Origin of the sequence: Sphingobium cyanobacteriorum (assembly GCF_030580935.1) — a bacterium.
GTDB classification, from domain to species: domain Bacteria; phylum Pseudomonadota; class Alphaproteobacteria; order Sphingomonadales; family Sphingomonadaceae; genus Sphingobium; species Sphingobium cyanobacteriorum.
Genome location: NZ_JAUQOM010000016.1, coordinates 13,468 through 31,828 on the forward strand (window position 1 = coordinate 13,468; position 18,361 = coordinate 31,828).

The window sequence follows — 18,361 nt, forward strand, 5'->3', positions numbered from 1 at the left end:
AGAACTCCTGAGCTCGTGCCGATCAGCGGCACGCCCGCTCCAGCCCCCCTCCCCTCACCGCTTCAGAAGCTGCGCCCAGTCGTTCATGCGGCCCGGCGGCCAATCGGTCTCGATTGCAAGTCCGGCGCGTCGGTAGGATTCGGCTGCGCGATCGCGCGCCCGCCTGCCTTCGGCGTCGTTGTCGGCCAGCAGGATCACGGTTTCGACTGACGCCGGGATGTCGACCTGGTGGAAGCGTTTGGCACCCATGGTGGCCCAGGTCTGGATACCTGTGAGCGACGTATAGGCAGCCGCAGTCTCGAAACCCTCGCAAATGCCGATGGTCTTGCCTGGCGGGCCGTTGGTCCACGCCGCCCCGATAGCCTGACCGAGGACGCGCTTCTCGGTGTAAGCAGCTGTCGATGGATCGAGGAAAATACGCTGGATTGCGGCGATCGCGCCTGCCTTTCGCAAAGCGATCAGGAGTGCCGGCTCGAAGCTCGCAAGCATCCCCTTCCCGCGTGGACAACGGGGGTGAAAGCGCAGGTCTTCCAGCGGTGCCCAGATCTGGCGCACCTCGCGCACATATCGCTCGGCTAGCGTTCTTTCGATTGAACGCGCGGATTGCCAGATGCCGAGGTGAATTCCGGTGCTGTGCCCGACGCTGGGGATCACACCAGAGGCATTGACGATCGGCAGTTCGGCGATACGCCGAAGAGATGTGAGTACGTCTCGGCTGTCGCAACCAGCGTGGCATGTTACGAGGATTGCTCGATCACCCTGGCGGATGGAAAGCGACGGGGTTCGGTCGGCATGGCAAGGGCACCGACACATTGCTGTATTGCCAGACCACGTGCCACCGAGGCGGGTAATGAGAGCGCGTAACTCTGACGTAGGGTTGTTGCTGACAAGGGGCATAATCGCCCAACTCGTCCCTGCTCCCCTCCCTCATTGTGACTCTTGTGCCCCATTCTCGCCAGATGGAGGGTCCATGTTGGGTCACACGAATCGGCATTTGATCTTCTAAAAATCAATTTACACACGCCGCTGCTTGCAGCGGAAGGATTCATGATTCTAAGGATTCAGATTCACAGGCCTAAAAGAGGCGCTATTACAAGTGTTAATGGCCATATAGCTGACCTCATGGGGGAATTTGCCTGACCTCGTGGGGGCAATAGCCTGACCCATCGGGGGAACTTGCCTGACCCTTTGGGGCCTTCCTGACTCATTGGGGGAATCAAATGGATGTGCGTTCCCTGCCCCGCTGAAGTGAATATCTGAATCGCGAAGTCGTAGAAATCAAGGCGAGATTCGAAATTAGCCCAAAGGTACGCCGACTCGTGTTTGTCTGCGGCTTTCCTTGCCGTGTAGCTGCGTTTCTATCCTGACCGTTTGGGGGTGGCTGCCACACTTGCATCCTGACCTGACTTGACGAAGGAGGTCAGGTCAGGCAGCAAGCAAGGCTGGAGAATCACGCTCTGATCGAAATATGGCATGGAAAGTGAAGTTGGCCAAATAGCCGAAGGTGTCGAAGAGGCCGCAGAGGAAGTATCTCCTGGCCGTGCCATGCGCGTTGCCGCAGCTCTAAAAGCCAAGGGCGGCGATGAATTCGCCAAGCCAGGCAGCATCATCGAAATCAAATTTGTCAAAGGTGAATCGCTCAGTCTCACGGCGTCTCGGCTACTAGCCTTGATGATCTTGACGGCGGGAGGAGATGCTTGGGAGGATCGGCCACACCGAATTCGCAAAGCTGACATCCGGCGCGGGCACAAGGGCAATGAGCGGATCACCGACATGCTCCAGGAACTGCACCGAACGCTCTTCGCCGTTGATGACAAATCCTGGCGGGGAAAGAAGGCGACACTTCTGTTCTCATTGATCTCGCGGTCGCGGGAGGAAACGGAAGAAGAGGGCGGTGAAGCAGGTTGGATCGAATGGGAGTTCACGCCAGATGCGCGTAAGCTAATCCAAGCGTCCGAGACCTACGCCGTGCTGAACCGCCAAGCGGTCCTTGGTTTTCGTTCGAACTATGCGCTCAAGCTTTATGAACTGGGAGCCCTTCGCTTGCATCGTCGTCAGGCGACGTGGAGGGGGGACATGCAAGCGCTCCGAGCAGCCCTTGGTATTCCACCCGAGGTATACACCGACTTTGCGCAGCTTCGGCGCAAGGTGCTTGAGAAGGCCAAATCCGAGATCGACCAGTTGGCGCACTTCCGTGTCGAATGGCGCGAAATTCGGCAGGGTAGAACTGTGACCGAGCTTGAATTCCGGTTTGAGCCGAAGGGTGCGCCGGAAGTCATCGAAACTGTCGCCGAACTGGATCGTCATTCGGCAGGTCGCCATGCGCGGCGCGAGGGAACGGTTGAGACTATCGCTGCGGGGCAGGGGGCTATTCCGGGGCCGAGCAAGGCAGTCGCAAGCAGAAAGCCACCTGAAGCCAGCTTTCCAAGAGGGTCGCTGCGCTACGGGGACACAGAATCCGAATTCCGCTCGATTGGCAGGGAGCATGGCGGGGGCTGGGATGTGGATATGATCGCCGATGGCTTTCGCTCCCACATGGGTGAGCGATTGGAAAAGCTGCGGGGCGCAAAATTGATGGCGGCATGGAAGGGTTTTTGCGAGGGTTGGGTTAATCGCCGCGGCAGGCCCCAATGACAAGAAATTGCACGCGTGCAATTTGGCCCTCCCCCACCGAGTCAGGTTGAGGCTGACGAGCGCCAATTTGAGGCCTATTTGGCACCCTCACTTTCGAAAATTGCGAATTTCTTGACCCAAAAGCGCAAGTGGGTGTAGCACACGCCCAATTGCGAAAGGTGGGCATGTGTCTAACGGACTTCAAATTGAGGAAGCAGAGCGCCTGGTCTCGGTTGCGACGCTCGCCAGTCGGACCTCGTCAGTGCTCGAAAAATTGCGGGATTCTGCCCGTAGCGCCCGCGCGGATGACCGCCGCGAGCCGACTTTCACGATTGGCAAGGCAGCCGAACTGGTTGGGAGAACGCCAGCGGCTATACGTGATGCCGAGAAGGATGGGCGGCTCCCTGAGCCGGCAAGGACCGACAATAACCGGCGTGAGCGATATACGTTGGCGCAACTCAACGACATGCGCGGGGTCTTTGGAACGAGGCCCTATCGGACCGCAGATGATCCCTGCTGCGTTGTCGCGGTTCAGAACTTCAAGGGCGGGGTCGGCAAGTCCACTTTGGCTGTCCATCTGGCTCAATATCTTGCGATTCGAGGCTACCGTGTCGCACTGGTTGATTGTGACAGCCAAGCGTCTGCAACCACGCTTTTCGGCTACGTCCCCGACCTTGATCTCACGGAAGATGATACCCTTTACCCGTTCCTTCGCGAAGGCGAACGATCGTCCCTCGACTATGCGCTCCGCAAGACCCATTTCGACGGCTTGGAACTGATCCCGGCCAACCTTCGTCTGTTCAATTCCGAATATGAACTCGCAGCGCGGATGGCGCAGGGCAATGGCTCGCTTCTCGACCGCCTGAAGGAAGGGATTGAAAGCATCTCGGACCGCTTTGACGTCGTTGTGATGGATCCTCCACCGGCCCTTGGCGCAATCTCCCTTTCTGTGCTGCGTGCGGCAAATTCGTTGGTCGTACCGGTCCCGCCAACCGTTATGGATTTCTCATCGACTGCAGCCTTTCTCTCGATGCTGGATGAGACGATTGAACAGCTCGCGGACCGTGGTCTCGCACCGGAGCTGAAATTTCTGCGCTTCGTCGCTTCGAAAGTCGATGAGAACAAATCAATGCAGAAGGAGCTTCTCCAGCTCATGCGCACTCTTTTTGGGCATGCAATGGTTCGGACGCCGCTGAAGGATTCGGCCGAAATCGACAATGCGACAGCGCGTTTGATGACGGTATATGAGCTTGACGGCCCCGCCACCAGTTCGGCCGTGCGCAACCGATGCTTGAATTATCTTGATGGGGTAAACGCTGAAATCGAAGTCGATATCCGTTCGATGTGGCCCAGTCATCAGAAGCGTCTGCGCCAGGAGGCGTTGGCATGAGATCCCGGAATTGCACGCGTGCAATTCTGCTAATGGGAGGGTTGCATGAGTAAGAAAAACAGCGGTTTTGCAGCCGATTTGGCGGCAGGTATCGACCTGACCGATGATGGCGCGACGCCCCGTCGATCAAGCCTTGCCTCCAATGTGCTCACAGGCCGATCAAATCGTCTTGCCGACCTTGCGTCCGGGTCGATCGTCAATCGGACACACGAGCTGGTGGATCCTGCGAAATGCCGGATGTGGGCGGGTCATAACCGTGATTACGCCTTGCTCAACGAAGAGCGGTGTTCGGATCTCATTGAAAGCATCAAGGCGCAGGGGCGGCAGGAAATTCCCGCGATTGTACGCCGCATATCCGGTAATGAGGACTATGATTTTGAGGTCATCTGCGGCGCGCGGCGACATTGGTCGATCAGCTGGCTGAGGACCCATAATTACCCGGATTTCAAGTTCCTTGTCGATGTGCGTGAGATTGGCGATGAAGAGGCGTTCAGGCTCGCCGACATCGAGAACCGCGCCCGCGACGACCTCACCGATCTTGAAAGGGCGAGGGACTATCTCCGGGCACTGACTGCCTACTATGACGGTCGCCAAAAGACGATGGCCGAGCGTCTGAAGGTCTCTGAAAGTTGGCTCACGCGATATCTTGATCTTGCCCGCCTTCCAGAGGAACTGACCAGGGCATTTGCCGAGCCGCAGGAGCTTGGCATTCGCAATGCTATTGCGCTCAAGGCATTGCTGAAGCCGGATGATCGCAGGGATCGCGCCTTCAAGGAGGCCGCGCGCTTAGCTGACGAACGCAAGGCAACCGGGCAATCAATGCCAGTGATTGATGTGATCAAGGCACTGTCGCTCGCTGTAGACCCCCCCAAGAAGTCAGGTGCCCCCAAAAAGTCAGGAAAGGCTGAAACGGTCGCAAGTGCGAGTGGCAAACCCGTACTCCGGATCGAGGGCGCTGATCGCAAGGGCATCCGCCTCACGCTACTGAGCAAGGGCGGAGCAACGCGGCATGAGGCGGAAGAAGCTGTACGGGCGGTGCTAGACCAGTACTGGACGTAAAGCGCGTTGGCATTGCAAATGGGATAGCAACAAATCGCCTGGGTGAATCAGTCGGACTCGACTGATTCAAAATTCCCGTTGGATTGCACGATACCTGCTGCAGCATTCATGCGCGCATGGACAACCTGACCCACGGAAGCTTCATCTGGCTCGAGGCAATCTGCGCCGAGCGCAATGTCGCGCGTCGCTACACTGTAGCGCTGAACCGCGACCTGTTCGGAGCGTCGATCGTCGAATTTGCCTGGGGGCGAATCGGAACGCGCGGGCAGGGGAGGGCGGTGTCGTTTGCGAGCGAGGACGAAGCGTCGCGCTTTGCCCGCCAACTGCTGCGTCGGCGGGCGTCTGCACCCAAGCGGATCGGCGTGCCGTACCGCGAAGTCTCATTCTAGCCGTGAGAGGCCCTCAAGAGGCAATCTAGGGGCGTTTGGGGACCAGCGCATGGTCTCCGGGGCGCAAGGCGGCCAGATCGGCCTTCTCGAGCGCCTGGGCGGCTTGTGAGGCTGTGCGGCGGGTCACCCCGAGCGCACGGGCCAGTTCGGCGCGGGTGAGGGGCCCCAGCCCGCTAATCAGCTGCCACATCGCAGGTGCCTGCGACGAAGCGTAGAGGTCCGCGAGGCGCTCGTCACCGCGCGCAACCATGGCCGCAACGGCGGCGAGGTCCGATGCCACGTCACCGGCCGCAGCGCCGATCGCGCTCGCCAGCAGGGCGGGGAGGGGGCTTTCGGGTTCAACGCGGAACAGCGCACGCGGGGCGAGCCCGGCGAGCGCCAACGGCGCCGCGCCCAGGGCGAACAGCTGCGGGCGCATCGCTGCGGCCAGTGAGGCGGCCCAGGCGCTCCCGCGCGCGGCGAACCGCTGGAACACGCGGCCCTCGATCAGCACCTCCTCGCTGCCGCCCTCGAGAAAGTCGACTTCGTGGTCACGGAGTTGGCGGAGCCATTCCGTCAGGGCTGCCAGGGGCCCGCGCGCCGGCAGCAGGGCATCGAGCCGTTCCAGCGCCCGGTCAGCGGCTTCAAATGTGCCTGAGAAGCTCTCTCGCGCGTCCTTGGCGGCGAGGGTGAGCTGCGCCGCCCGGGCGAGGGGAGGGGGGCCGCGCCGGCTGATCCAGGACAGGAAGTCCTGCCGTTCAGCCGCGTACCACGAGCGGGTCAGCTCGGCTGCGCCAAGCCCCGGATTGTGCTCGGGACCAAGGTTTTCAAAGGCATAGTCGCGAACATGCACGCGCCACAACCGGCGCAGCGAGGCCCGCGCCAATCCGTCGGCGACCTCCGCACGCAGGAACGGCAACGCTCCCTCGATCCGCGCGAGGGTGATCTGCCACGGGGGAGGGGGGGCATCCATTGGCCAAAGGATATACTATCGGCCAAAAAAGTATACTCAGCTTGTATGGTGCAATCACTGTCCGATAATGGCTCTTCACGGACAGTGAAAAGAAGGGTATGTCACAGCGGGATTTGCGCCGGGGAAGTTTGGAATATGGCCGATGGCAGCGAGGATTCCACCGCAAGCGGAGCTCTGATCGCGCTGAACTCCACCGCGGCGGCATCTCCGCCCGAAATCGCTGCCTCATCAAGGATGTTGGGCGACGAGGTCGCAGCTGCCCGCAACTACCGCGCCCAGGCCAAGGCGGCAAACACCGTGCGCGCCTATACCAGCGACTGGGCCCAGTTCGAGAGCTGGTGCGATGAACGCAAGATCGATCCGCTCCCGGCGCGGCCCGAAGCGGTGGCGACCTATCTCGCCGCGCTCGCCCTGGCGGGCAGGGCCGACAGCACCATCGGCCGCCATGTCGCGGCGATCGGGTGGAAGCACCGGCAGGACGGGCTGGTCGCGCCGGTCCAACGCGACGACCGCATGGTCATTGCCGACACGCTCGCCGGAATCCGCCGTGAGCAGCGCGCGCGGCCGAGCGCCAGAAAGGCGGCGCTAACCGCCAGCGAGCTGACGGCAATGATCGCGGCGGCCGACGGCGAGGGCACCCGGTCGATCCGCGACCGGGCAATTTTGGCGCTGGGCCTGGCGGCGGCGCTGCGTCGCTCCGAACTGGTCGCGCTCGAACTCCGCGATGTCAAATTGGTCGACAAGGGCCTCAAATTGATGCTGCGCCATTCCAAGACCGATCAGGAAGGGGAGGGGCAAGTGATTGCGGTCCCCTCCGGCAAGACCCTCAGACCAGTGGAGCGGCTCAAGGCGTGGTTGGCGGTCCGCGGCAGCAGCGCGGGGCCGCTGTTCTACCAGATCGACCCGCAGGGCCGGTTGACCGATAAGCCGATGTCAGACCGTTCGATCGCGCGGTTGATCCAAAAGTATGCGGGACGGGTCGGCCTCGATCCTGGAACGGTCGCAGGTCATTCGCTCAGGGCCGGATTCCTCACCGAGGCCTCTCGGACCGGGGCAACCATCGCCAAAATGCAAGAAGTGTCGCGGCACAAGAAGGTCGAGGTGCTGCTCGGCTATGTCCGTTCGGTCGAGCTGTTCGATGACCACGCGGGGAAGGGGTTCCTCTAAGTCCTTGGTCACTATCGCTAATCGGATCTTATCGATAGTGAAAGTGTCGTCAGGCTCTGCTATCGCGGCGACCCAAGGCTTGTGCACCAGACACCGCCAAGCCTGACGACAGGAGACCAAACCCCGTGACGACGAAGGCACCTCGTGATGACAAGGCGGTCTCACCTGCTGAGGCCGAACTCGTCATGATCCTTCCGGCGGGCGAGGGGTCTCTCCCGCGGCGCACCGGTGGCCGCGCCACCAATCGCGTCGCCCAACTCGCGTCCCTGCTTGCCAATCTTGTCGCTGAGGGCGCAACCGTCGACCGACTGGCGTTCCGCAAGAGCCTCGAGGCGCGCGCCGAGGCAAGCGTCAAGGCACTGGCGAACGATCTGGCCTGCTATGCCGACTTTTGCGCCCGCGTCCGCGGTGAAGGACTTCCCGCCAGCGAAGGGCGGGTCGTCGCCTACCTGGAAGACTGCGAAGTGCGAAAGCTCAAGCCCGCCTCGGTCGGTCGGCGGCTTGCCAGCCTCGCGGTGGTGCATGGGCTTCTGGGCTCGCCGAGCCCGACGCACGGCCCAATCGTGCGTGATGCTCTCCGCGGCTTCCGGCGTCGTGTCGACATCCTCCAGCGCCAGGCCGGGCCGCTGCGCTTTGGAGAGGGGGTCGGCGTTGAACCTGCCAAGGGCTTCACGCTGAGCGTGTTGCTGCAAGCCTGCCCGGGAACGCTGCCCGGCATGCGCGATGCCGCGCTGCTCAGCCTTGCCTATGACACCGGTCTGCGCGTGTCCGAACTGGTGCGCGTGGCCGTTGCGCACATTGCTCCCGAAAGCGACGGAACGGCCGCGCTCACGATCCCGACGTCCAAGACCGACCAGGAAGGGAAGGGGGCAATGGCGTGGCTCTCGCCCGATACGATGCGGCGCATTGCAGCATGGCAGCATGGTGCGGGTATCACGGCCGGCCCGCTGTTCCGCCGCATCGGAGTGTTGCGGACCAAGGCACGCCAAGCCGACCCGCTGCCTGAATTGCCGGCACCGCCCGGGTACACTTGGCGATTGCCCGTTGGTACGCAGCGTCCATTGGTTCGTGAAGCTGCGCTGGCAACAACGACGTTCGTGGTCGGCGACCATGCGCTGACCCCGGCAGCCGTGCGGCTGATCATCAAGCGCACCGCCAGGCGCGCAGTCGACGAGCATCTCGTCAATCTGTCGGGCAAGGAACTCGACGCCGCGATCGCTGCGCTCAGCACCCACTCGCTGCGGGTGGGGTTAACTCAGGATCTGTTCGCCACCGGCGAGGATGCCGGCCCGATCGCGCAGGCTCTGCGCTGGACGTCGACCTCAACCGCGCTGCGCTATGGGCGCAAGCTTGCCCCGTCCTCTAACGCGACCGCGCGAATGCTGGGTAAGGTGAGGGGATAGTGGCTCTGGCGGGGAAATTCGTTGCCATCAATTCTGGCAGAGTTGGCCTGAAATCGGGGTCGGCAAAGACCGAAACTTTGTCAGCCGACAATATTTCGGCGGAGTTGGCTTGGGCATCACCAGCCATTAACGCACTCGATTCCCCCGGGGAATCCCACAACCCCAATTACGCAACAAAGCCCCGCCAAGTGTAAATATCAGCTCAGTCGGTGAGCATGGCGAGGCCCGATTCGAGGTCACGGAGCAGATCCTCAGTTGCTTCGAGACCGATAGACAGGCGCAGCAGGGTGTCGGATATGCCGGCGGTCTTGCGGGCTTCCTCGCCCATGTCGGCGTGGGTCATGGTGGCCGGATGAGCGAGCAGGCTTTCTACTCCCCCCAAAGATTCGGCGAGGGTGAAAACCCTGACCGATTCGACAAATTTTTTGATTGCTCCGGTGTCGCCAGCGAGTTCGAAACTGAGCATCGCGCCGAAGCCGTCCTGCTGGCGCGTGGCAATGGCGTGGCCCGGATGCGAGCGCAGTCCGGGATAGTGCACCTTTGCGACGGTCGGGTGTCGTTCCAGAAATGTGGCCACGGCCATGGCGTTGCCCTGCTGGCGGTCCATCCGCGCAAACAGGGTGCGCAGTCCGCGCAGCGTCAGCCATGCATCAAACGGCGATCCGGCGGTGCCCACGACATTGCACCATTGGCGAAGCTCGGCAGCCCGGTCGGCGTTGACGGCTATCACCGCGCCGCCAATCACGTCCGAATGGCCGTTGAGAAACTTCGTGGTGGAGTGGACGACGTAGTCGGCTCCGAGTGCGATCGGCCGCTGGACTGCGGGCGACAGGAAGGTGTTGTCCACCGCGACTTCCGCGCCCGCCGCGTGCGCCATGGCGCACAGGGGTGCGATATCCACGATGCGCATCAGGGGGTTGCTCGGCGTTTCAACGAGTACGAGGGTGGGCCGCCGTTCCAGCGCGGCAGCAAGCGCCGGCGGGTCCGCTTGATCCACGAAACAGACCTGTAACTGGCGCCGCTGGGCACGAGCTTTGAGCAAGCGCATCGTGCCGCCGTAGCAGTCGTGCGGTGCCACGACGAGATCGTCCACGCAGAGCCTGCCCAGCAGCAGGTCGATCGCCGCCATGCCGCTGGAGGTCACGACCGCGCCGCTGCCGCCTTCGAGCTTGGCCAGTGCCTCGGACAGGAGATCGCGGGTGGGATTGCCGGCGCGGCCGTATTCGTATGGGCCCGGCTGGTCGTACCCCGGGAATTCGTAGGTGGTCGAAAGGTAAAGCGGCGGCGATACCGCTCTGAATGCGCGATCCGCCGCAACGCCGTGCGCGGCGGCTATTGTTTCGCGGTGAAGCTCGGGCTCCGGGTGTTTTTCGGTCATGCTTGGTCGCTTCTCGGTGTGGCCGTCGTCTGTTGCGGCAGGGGCGGGCCGCCGGTGGGCACGTTTTCCAGTGCGATGTCGGCAAGGACATGACGGTCCAGCTCTGCCAGAAAGGCAAGTTCCGCAGCCCTTAGCCGGAACTTCAGCCTGCATTTCCCGTCGAGTGAGCACAGGCCCGGCATTTCCGCGAAGCATTCCACGATGGGGTGCCCGACTTCGAGCTGGCGCACGATCTCGCCCAGTGTGATCGCTTGTGGCGGGCGGGCGAGCTGGGCCCCGCCGCCGCCGCCCCGGCGTGTTTCAACGATGCCGGCATGTGCCAACCTTTGAATGATCTTGGCGAGGTGGTTGCGCGGCAAGCCGAATTCGGTGGCAAGTTCCGCGGTCGAGAATACCCGTTCCGGTGCTCCGGCCATCCGCATCAGCATGCGCAAGCCAAAATCGGTGAAGGAGGTCAGCCGCACATCGTTCGCCTCAACAGTGGTGAATTGGTATTTACAATGCGTATTATCAGGCGTAGCCATGCCTGGCAAGGGGATCGCCCCGGATCCGCGCGGGACATGGCTGGCATCTGCCCGGCGACCCGTCCGTTGCGGCCCGTTGCTCCTGAAAACGAAAGGCTGATCGTGACCGAAACAACCACCGTCGATCCGGTGATCCTCACCGATCATATCGAGCAACGCTTTCACGCCCGGCACCGTGAGCAGTTGCCCCGGTTGATCGAACAGGCGGCAAGGGTCGAGGCCGCCCACGCGGCGGACCCGATGGTCCCGCGCGGCCTGGCCGCCGCTTTGCGGCGACTGTTCGGCGAACTGGACATGCATATGTGCAAGGAAGAGCACGTGCTGTTTCCTGCCATGCGCCGGGGCGGAATGCCTGGCATCGAGAACCCGATCGCGGTCATGCGGGCCGACCACGACGACCATGTACGCGAACTGGCGTCCATTCGGCACATGGCGGGCGGACTCGTCCTGCCGGCGGATGCGTGCGGCACGTGGAGTGCTCTCTATCAGGGGCTCGGCGAGTTCCTGGCCGATTTCGAGGAGCACGTGCGGACGGAGAACGAGGTTCTCTTTCCGATGTTCGAGAATTGACCTTAGCGGCAGGGCGGAATGCCCCGGGCAGGATGATCATGACGACTGGCGAGCAGATGCGGGCCTGGCGCGGCCCTGCCGTTTTCAGTTATGGCTTCAGGCCGTTCTTCTTCGCCGCCGCCCTATGGGCAGCGATGGCGATGGTTGGCTGGGTCCTCATGCTTTCTGGCTGGGCCGCGCTTCCCACAGCGTTCGATCCCGTCAGCTGGCACGCGCACGAGTTCCTGTTCGGCTATCTTGGCGCGGTCATGGCTGGCTTCCTGTTGACTGCGGTGCCGAACTGGACAGGGCGCCCCCCGATCACGGGTTGGCCGCTGGCGATCCTGTTTGTCCTGTGGGCGGCAGGCCGGGCCGCGATTGCCGTTTCAAACATGATCCCGCCGGCTGTCGTCGCGGCGGCGGACCTTGCGCTGCCGGTGGCTCTGGCGGCGGCAGTCATGCGGGAAATCATTGCCGCGAAGAACTGGCGCAACCTGGGCGTGCTTGCTCTGCTGGGCATATTCGCGTTCGGCAACGGCGTGTTCCATTGTGAGGCTGCACGCGGCGAGTTCGCCGCCCAGGGGCAGGGCCTGCGCATCGCCATTGGCGCAGGCGTGATGATGATTGCGCTGGTCGGCGGCCGCATCGTGCCTGCGTTCACGCGCAACTGGCTGGTGCAGAACAATCCCGGCCGTCTGCCAGTTCCACCCGGGCAAGTCTTTGACAAGGTTGCGCTGGCCGTGCTGCTCGCCGCAGTGGGTGCCTGGGTTCTGCGGCCAGCAGACAGTACGACGGCCGTGCTGTTGGGCCTGGCGGGGCTTCTGCATGTCTTGAGGTTGGGGCGCTGGGCTGGTGACCGGACCCTGGGCGAGCCGCTGCTGTGGATCTTGCATCTTGGCTATGCCTTTGTTCCGCTTGGCGCGATTATCCTTGCCGCCGCCAATTTCCTTCCCGGCACCATCGCGCCGTCCGCCGGCCAGCACCTGTGGACGGCGGGTGCGATCGGGGTGATGACGCTGGCCGTCATGGCCCGGGCAACGCGCGGCCACACGGGCCGCCCGCTACATGCCGATGGCCGCACGGCGGCGCTGTTCGTGGCATTGCTCGGCGCGGTCACGGCACGGGTCGCCGCCGGGATCTGGCCGGTTGCGGGTCCGTGGCTTTACGTCCTCTCAGGCGCGGCCTGGGTTGCTGCCTTCGGCGGCTTTTGCCTTGCTTACGGATCGATGCTGCTCGGGAAGCGCCAAGGCTAGAGCGTCCGGGGCTTCTCCGACGCACAAGTGATCCAGGTCAATTTGAATCCTAATTCGCTATATATGGTAGAGGCTCCTGCAACGTTCATACAAGATGCGCGATCATGACCCTTCCAACGCTTTCCGGTGAAATCTGGAACCAGAAATATCGCTTTCACGGCGGCGACGGCACCACCGACAACTCGGTTGACGATACGTGGTGGCGCGTGGCGAAGGCGATCGCGGCCAACGAAGCGCCCGATTCAAGGGTGAAGTGGGCTCAGACGTTCCACGATACCTTGGCTGACTTCCGCTTCATTCCGGCGGGCCGGATCCTTGCGGGGGCTGGGACCGGGCGCGATGTCACACTGTTCAACTGCTTCGTCATGGGGGTGATCCCCGACAATCTCGACGGCATATTCCAGCATCTGCGCGAGGCCGCCGTGACGATGCAGCAAGGCGGTGGCGTCGGGATGGACTTTTCGACGATCCGGCCCGCCGGGGCAGCTGTTCGCGGCGTGGGCGCGCAGGCATCCGGGCCGCTCAGCTTCATGGACAGCTGGAATGCGATGTGCGGCACGATCATGGCCGCTGGGCAGCGGCGCGGTGCGATGATGGGGTGCCTCAGGATCGACCATCCCGATATCGAGGCGTTCATCGAGGCCAAGCGCGACCGGACCCGGCTGCGCAATTTCAACCTCTCGGTCCTGGTCACCGATGCGTTCATGGAGGCCTTGGCGGCCGACGGCGAATGGGCGCTCCGCTTCAACGGCGAGTTCCACCGGTCGGTGCCCGCGCGTGCGCTGTGGCGCCGGCTCATGCAGGCGACCTACGATGTGGCCGAGCCGGGCGTCATCTTCATCGACCGGGTCAACCAGCACAACAACCTCGGTTATTGCGAGGCGATCGTCGGCAGCAATCCGTGCGGCGAACAGATGCTCCCGGCCTATGGGGCCTGCCTGCTCGGCTCGATCAACCTCGCCCGGCTGGTGCTGCAGCCGTTTGCGCCGGACAGCGCACTGGACGAGGCCGAACTGGCTGCCCTGACGGCCACGGCGGTCCGCTTTCTCGACAATGTGATCGACATTTCCCGCTATCCCTTGCCGCAGCAGGAGGCCGAGGCGAAGGCCAAGCGGAGGATCGGGCTGGGGATCACCGGGCTCGCCGATGCCTTGCTGTTCTGCAACGTCCGCTATGGGTCGGAGCAGGCCATTGCCCTAACCTGCCGGTGGCTCGATACCATCCGCCACGCCGCCTATCGGGCCAGTGCCGCGCTAGCCGCCGAGAAGGGGAGTTTCCCGCTGTATGACGAGGTCATTCTCGAACAGCCCAACCTGGTGACGCTGGATGATCCGACCCGCGCTCTGATCCGCCAGAGCGGCCTGCGCAACGGCTGCCTGACCTCGATCGCGCCGACCGGGACCACTTCGCTTCTGGCAGGCAATGTTTCCTCGGGGATCGAGCCGGTCTTTGCCTACAGCTACTTCCGCAAGGTGCGGCAGGCGGACGGATCGACCCGCGAGGAGGCGGTTGAGGACCATGGTTATCAGGTTTGGAAGGAACTGCATGGGGATGCCCCGCCGCCGGAAAACCTGTTCGTCAGCGCCCAGTCGCTTGATCCGTCCGATCATCTGGCGATGCAGGCACCTGCCCAGCGCCTGATCGACAGTTCCATCTCCAAGACCGTCAACTGCCCGGAGGACATCAGCTTCGATGCGTTTGTCGATATTTATGCCGAGGCCTATCATCTGGGCTGCAAGGGGCTGACGACCTATCGTCCCAATGCCACCACGGGTTCGGTGCTGAGCGTCGAGGCGCCGCCCGCGCCCGCTCCGGCCCCTGCTTCCGCCGAAGCCGTCCTCGAGCCCCGGCCTGAACTGCTGCATGGGTCGACCTACAAGGTCAAATGGCCACACAGCGAGCACGCGATCTATGTCACGATCAATGACCTGATCGAGGAGGATCGGCGCCGGCCATTCGAGATGTTCATCAACTCCAAGAACATGGAGCACTATGCCTGGACGGTCGGGCTGACCCGCATGATTTCGGCCGTGCTGCGCCGGGGCGGGGACATCGGCTTTGTCGCCGAGGAGCTCAAGGCCGTGTTCGACCCGCGGGGCGGCTCGTGGGTGAACCGGCGGTATGTCCCATCGCTGCTCGCCGCGATCGGCGATGTGTTCGAGGGGCACCTGGCGGGTCTAAGCGGCGGCGAAGGACCGCGGGCCGATCCGCAGGTCCCGGCCTCATCCATCGAGGGCGCACCGGTCGGCAGGGCCTGCACCCAATGCGGGCACCTTACGATGCATCGCCAGGAGGGCTGCGACAAATGCCTGGAGTGCGGCTATTCAAAGTGCGGCTAGCGCCGACTCGCTAAAGGTTCCGGTTCCGAATGCCAGGCTGCAGATCCGTGCCATGTCGAGAATTTCAAGCTGCCTGCCGGGGCGGGAGCGGATCGTTCGGGCCTGGCGCAGGGCGGTGAACTCCCGGCTGACCGTCTCCTTGGTCAGCCCGAGGTAATCCGCGATGTCGATCCGGCTCATCGGGAGATGGATCACGTTGCCCGGGGCGCCCGCCCCCGCCCCGGCCTGCGAACGGTGATGGACATCGTGCAGAAAGCACGCGAGCCGTTCGCGCGCGGTTGCCCGTCCCAGCAGGACGGTCCTGTTCTGTGCGGCGATCAGATCGCCGGTCAGGCGGTGCTGGCTGGACTGGGCAAGTTCGGCTTTCCGACGCGCAAACTGTTCGAAGCGCGCAGCATCGAACCGGCAAAGCGTGGCCCTGCTGACTGCCTCGGCGGTGCAATGATGGTCCCCCCATCCGCACAAGCCAATGAATTCGCCCGGAAAATGAAACGCGATGACCTGACGACGCCCGTCCGGGAGCAGTGCGTAAAGCTGGATAATCCCGCTCGTCAGGCTGAATACGCAGTCCGCCCGGTCTCCCTGATGGAACAGGGCTTCTCCCTGAGACAGGCGGACCTCGCCCCCTTGATTGCGCAGCTCGGCGAGCGCTTGCACATCAAGCGTGTTGCAGACAGCCCGGGCGCTGACCGCGCAACTGCGACACGGGTGCTTATCGCCGAGATTGGCTCTTCGGCACTCTGCCATGGCGCACGTTCCCGACTATTGCTCGACCTGTTCGCCGGGCACCATTGCCCGATTCAGCACGGCGCTTGAATGATCTGGGTCAAAGCTCGCCCGTTGTTGGCGGGCCGCGGGGTTGGGCAACTCACGTGCCAGCGGGATTCACCGCGTCGTCGGTTCCCACGAGACGAACAGGTCCGCCCTGCTCCTGGAATCGAATTTCCGAGGGAATGACGCGAAAGCCCGACCAGAATTTCGGCCGTGCCAACCTGCCAGTTGCCCAGATCGCCGTGAAGCGTGCGATCCTTAGCCATAGGTGCAGGCGGCTGCCCAATGGTTCCGACTGGCGCGAGGCCCAGGCTCCGATCCGGGAAAGCGCCGGACGCCGCGCGAAATAGGCATCAGCCTCTTGCGCGCGAAGCGGTTCCGCCCGGCCCGCGATCTCGACGCGCCGCCCGGCTTTCGCCCAGTCGAACAGCAGTGCCGCCTGCGGATTTGCGCGCAATTCCTGCGCCTTGCGGCTTCCCAGATTGGTGTAGAACACGAAGCCGCGGTCATTGCAGTCCTTCAGCAGCACCATGCGTGCCGAGGGTGTGCCGTCACAGGTGGCCGTTGCGAGGACCATTGTGGCGGGGTCGTGGCATTCCTCTGCCTCAGCCTCGCGCAGCCATCGCCTGAAAAGCTGCAGAGCTTGCAGCATCTCAAGCGCTGTGCTCTCGCCCTCAGGCAACGACCGGACCGCGAGCGTCATGATATTGATGGCCCGCAATTCCGTGCCAAAAACCATTGATGAAAGGGCCGATGCCGAGTGCAGCAAGTCGCGACATTGCCTCTGCTCCGGTGGACCGGCCTGCCAGGCGATCTGCAAATATCGTCGAAACGGCGACCATGTCGGTCCGATGGGGCATCAGGCGGACATGCGTCACGCCGCGCGCCAACAAGTCCTCGATTTCCGCTGCAAGGTTGAGATAGCCGTGGGACAGGGTCTGCACGCCATTGATCACCAGGAATCGCTCGTTCTCCAAAGTGGTGAGCGTCAGTCCGTCCGGGTCTTTACCGCACACGAACTGGCACTCATCCTTGCTTCGCCGGTGCGCGCGCGCATGAAAACAACGGGCCGAGATGGCGAGCGGGACGCGGCCGAACGCCTGGACCTCGATAGCAACGTCCAGGGGGCGGGCCCGTTGCGCCATCAATTCCACCACTGTTCCGGGAAGTTCCGGCGGCAGGGAAAAATGATTTGCACCATGACCGGCGAGGTGAACCATGGTCTCTTCGTTATAGACGTTCATCATCGGGCCGATCCGATGTGGCCGACCTTTGGTTGCGATCAGGCCCGCAGCATTGTTGATCTCGATGTTGTGATCGCCGGCCACGCACAGGTCGGTGGTCATCTTGCGTTCCCGGTTGAGCACGACCTCGGTAAGGCTGGAGAAGACGACCGTCTTGCCCCCGCGTTCCAGCCGTTCGACCACCTCCGGCAGGTGGCTGTCGAAGAACGGGGTGCGCTTGGAACAGACGACCTCGCCGAGATAGACGGTGTCGATCGGGCTTTCGTCGGCTATCCGGGCGTAGAAGTCGCGCTTGGCGTCGGCGTCCCAGTGGAACAAAATTGGCCCGAGAGTCAGTTTGGCTGCCATGATTTCTAGCGCCACTTCTTGGTCATGAATGCGCCCTGGGTCTGCTTCTGGCCCTCAGTCAGGGCCAGCAGGTCGATCAGGTCTGGCGCCCGGCCCGCAGCCACAGCATCTATTGCCTTGCGGAAGCCGCCAACGACATTGCCGACATAGGCCCGCGATCGTTGCCGGCCCTCGATCTTCAGGGCATCGACGCCAACCGCGGCGAGTGCGGGCAGCATCTCCATCAGGTTGAGGCTGATCGGTTCCTCGAAGGCATAAAACGGCTCAGGACGCGCCGCAGTGCAATATCTGCCCTTGCAGATCGTCGGATAGCCGGCCTGCTCGTCGGGAGCAAAGCGGTCTATCACGTGGGAGCCCAGGCTGGCGATGACGGCGCCGGCGCTGTCGCGGTCGTAGCGTACCTTCGAAGGAGGCGAGCAAGCGCCGTCCATGTTGGTGGAAATGCCGACGGCATAGTTGGTCAGGCTGCACCTTCCCTCAACCATGAGCCCGTGGTTTCCGAAAACGAAGGTTTCGATCTCGCAGGGGATTTCCGCCTTCAGTTGGCGAATTTCGGGAATGGTCAGGATGCGGGGCAGCACCGCGCGGCGGATGCCGAATTCGCGGCAATAGAAATTGATCGCCTCGGGGCTGGATGCCCCCGCCTGAACCGAGAGATGTAGCCGGCAATGAGGATGGTGGTGTGCAATGTAGGCTGCCACCCCGATGTCGGCCACGATGAAGGCGTCAACGCCGATCCGCGCCCCGCAATCGGCCGCTTCCTTCCAGAGGGGAAAACGCCCGGCCGAGGCAAAGCTGTTCAAGGCCAGCAACACCTTGGCCCCATGGGCATGGGCATAGGCGACACTGCTGTGCAGTTCCTCGGACGTGAAATTCAGCCCGGTGAAATTGCGCGCATTGGTCGCGTTCTGAAAGCCGCAGTAAACCGCGTCTGCCCCGGCATCGACCGCCGCGCGCAGCATGGCGGGTGTCCCTGCCGGGC

At 63.0% G+C, this 18,361-nt stretch carries 17 protein-coding genes; 9 read left to right on the top strand and 8 right to left on the bottom strand.

Annotated elements, in window-relative coordinates:
- Positions 1-54 precede the first annotated feature (54 nt).
- The gene (locus Q4610_RS18895) at positions 55-654 is read right to left on the bottom strand and encodes a DUF7146 domain-containing protein (RefSeq protein ID WP_304537422.1); all 600 of its coding nucleotides are present in this window, start codon (positions 652-654) and stop codon (positions 55-57) included.
- 891 nt (positions 655-1,545) lie between these two features.
- On the opposite strand from Q4610_RS18895, the gene Q4610_RS18900 reads away from it, so the two are divergent.
- The 4 genes from Q4610_RS18900 (at position 1,546) to Q4610_RS18915 (ending at position 5,451) form a co-directional block, all read left to right on the top strand.
- Positions 1,546-2,634 (top strand): replication initiation protein, encoded by a 1,089-nt coding sequence (locus tag Q4610_RS18900; protein WP_425262590.1) that lies wholly within the window; start codon positions 1,546-1,548, stop codon positions 2,632-2,634.
- A gap of 166 nt (positions 2,635-2,800) precedes the next feature.
- Positions 2,801-4,003 carry an AAA family ATPase gene (locus tag Q4610_RS18905; protein WP_304537424.1) on the top strand — a complete coding sequence of 401 codons (1,203 nt, stop codon included), beginning with the start codon at positions 2,801-2,803 and terminating at the stop codon, positions 4,001-4,003.
- Positions 4,004-4,048: 45 nt separating this feature from the next.
- The gene (locus Q4610_RS18910) at positions 4,049-5,062 is read left to right on the top strand and encodes a ParB/RepB/Spo0J family partition protein (protein WP_304537425.1); all 1,014 of its coding nucleotides are present in this window, start codon (positions 4,049-4,051) and stop codon (positions 5,060-5,062) included.
- Positions 5,063-5,178: 116 nt separating this feature from the next.
- Positions 5,179-5,451 (top strand): WGR domain-containing protein, encoded by a 273-nt coding sequence (locus Q4610_RS18915; protein WP_304537426.1) that lies wholly within the window; start codon positions 5,179-5,181, stop codon positions 5,449-5,451.
- 25 nt (positions 5,452-5,476) lie between these two features.
- On the opposite strand, the gene Q4610_RS18920 is transcribed toward Q4610_RS18915, so the two are convergent.
- Positions 5,477-6,403 carry a helix-turn-helix domain-containing protein gene (locus tag Q4610_RS18920; RefSeq protein ID WP_304537427.1) on the bottom strand — a complete coding sequence of 309 codons (927 nt, stop codon included), beginning with the start codon at positions 6,401-6,403 and terminating at the stop codon, positions 5,477-5,479.
- A 135-nt stretch (positions 6,404-6,538) separates the two neighbouring features.
- Here Q4610_RS18920 and Q4610_RS18925 point away from each other — a divergent pair, with 135 nt between their 5' ends.
- Both Q4610_RS18925 and Q4610_RS18930 read left to right on the top strand, forming a co-directional pair.
- Positions 6,539-7,570, top strand: a complete 1,032-nt coding sequence (locus Q4610_RS18925) for a tyrosine-type recombinase/integrase (protein ID WP_304537428.1) — start codon at positions 6,539-6,541, stop codon at positions 7,568-7,570.
- Positions 7,571-7,695: 125 nt separating this feature from the next.
- Positions 7,696-8,973, top strand: coding sequence for a site-specific integrase (locus tag Q4610_RS18930; RefSeq protein WP_304537429.1), 1,278 nt, complete (start codon positions 7,696-7,698; stop codon positions 8,971-8,973).
- Positions 8,974-9,175: 202 nt separating this feature from the next.
- Here Q4610_RS18930 and metB read toward each other — a convergent pair whose 3' ends face one another.
- A complete protein-coding gene (metB, locus tag Q4610_RS18935) occupies positions 9,176-10,351 on the bottom strand; it encodes a cystathionine gamma-synthase (protein ID WP_304537430.1) in 1,176 nt (391 codons plus the stop codon).
- A complete protein-coding gene (locus Q4610_RS18940; RefSeq protein WP_304537431.1) occupies positions 10,348-10,875 on the bottom strand; it encodes an RrF2 family transcriptional regulator in 528 nt (175 codons plus the stop codon). The genes metB and Q4610_RS18940 overlap by 4 nt, the downstream gene beginning before the upstream one ends.
- 36 nt (positions 10,876-10,911) lie before the next feature.
- On the opposite strand from Q4610_RS18940, the gene Q4610_RS18945 reads away from it, so the two are divergent.
- The 3 genes from Q4610_RS18945 (at position 10,912) to Q4610_RS18955 (ending at position 15,016) form a co-directional block, all read left to right on the top strand.
- A complete protein-coding gene (locus tag Q4610_RS18945; RefSeq protein ID WP_304537432.1) occupies positions 10,912-11,445 on the top strand; it encodes a hemerythrin domain-containing protein in 534 nt (177 codons plus the stop codon).
- Positions 11,446-11,483: 38 nt separating this feature from the next.
- Positions 11,484-12,677 carry an NnrS family protein gene (locus Q4610_RS18950; RefSeq protein ID WP_304537433.1) on the top strand — a complete coding sequence of 398 codons (1,194 nt, stop codon included), beginning with the start codon at positions 11,484-11,486 and terminating at the stop codon, positions 12,675-12,677.
- A 104-nt stretch (positions 12,678-12,781) separates the two neighbouring features.
- Entirely contained in the window at positions 12,782-15,016 is a 2,235-nt protein-coding gene (locus Q4610_RS18955; RefSeq protein ID WP_304537434.1) for an adenosylcobalamin-dependent ribonucleoside-diphosphate reductase, read from the top strand.
- Here Q4610_RS18955 and Q4610_RS18960 read toward each other — a convergent pair.
- The 4 genes from Q4610_RS18960 to Q4610_RS18975 form a co-directional block, all read right to left on the bottom strand.
- Entirely contained in the window at positions 15,002-15,763 is a 762-nt protein-coding gene (locus Q4610_RS18960; RefSeq protein WP_304537435.1) for a Crp/Fnr family transcriptional regulator, read from the bottom strand. The genes Q4610_RS18955 and Q4610_RS18960 overlap by 15 nt on opposite strands.
- 121 nt (positions 15,764-15,884) lie before the next feature.
- Positions 15,885-16,490 carry a pyridoxamine 5'-phosphate oxidase gene (gene pdxH, locus Q4610_RS18965; RefSeq protein WP_304537436.1) on the bottom strand — a complete coding sequence of 202 codons (606 nt, stop codon included), beginning with the start codon at positions 16,488-16,490 and terminating at the stop codon, positions 15,885-15,887.
- Entirely contained in the window at positions 16,462-17,379 is a 918-nt protein-coding gene (gene ubiV, locus Q4610_RS18970; RefSeq protein WP_304537437.1) for a ubiquinone anaerobic biosynthesis protein UbiV, read from the bottom strand. Before ubiV ends, pdxH begins: the two co-directional genes overlap by 29 nt.
- Positions 17,380-17,384: 5 nt before the next feature.
- A complete protein-coding gene (locus tag Q4610_RS18975; RefSeq protein ID WP_304537438.1) occupies positions 17,385-18,341 on the bottom strand; it encodes a peptidase U32 family protein in 957 nt (318 codons plus the stop codon).
- Between the last annotated feature and the right edge of the window lie 20 nt (positions 18,342-18,361).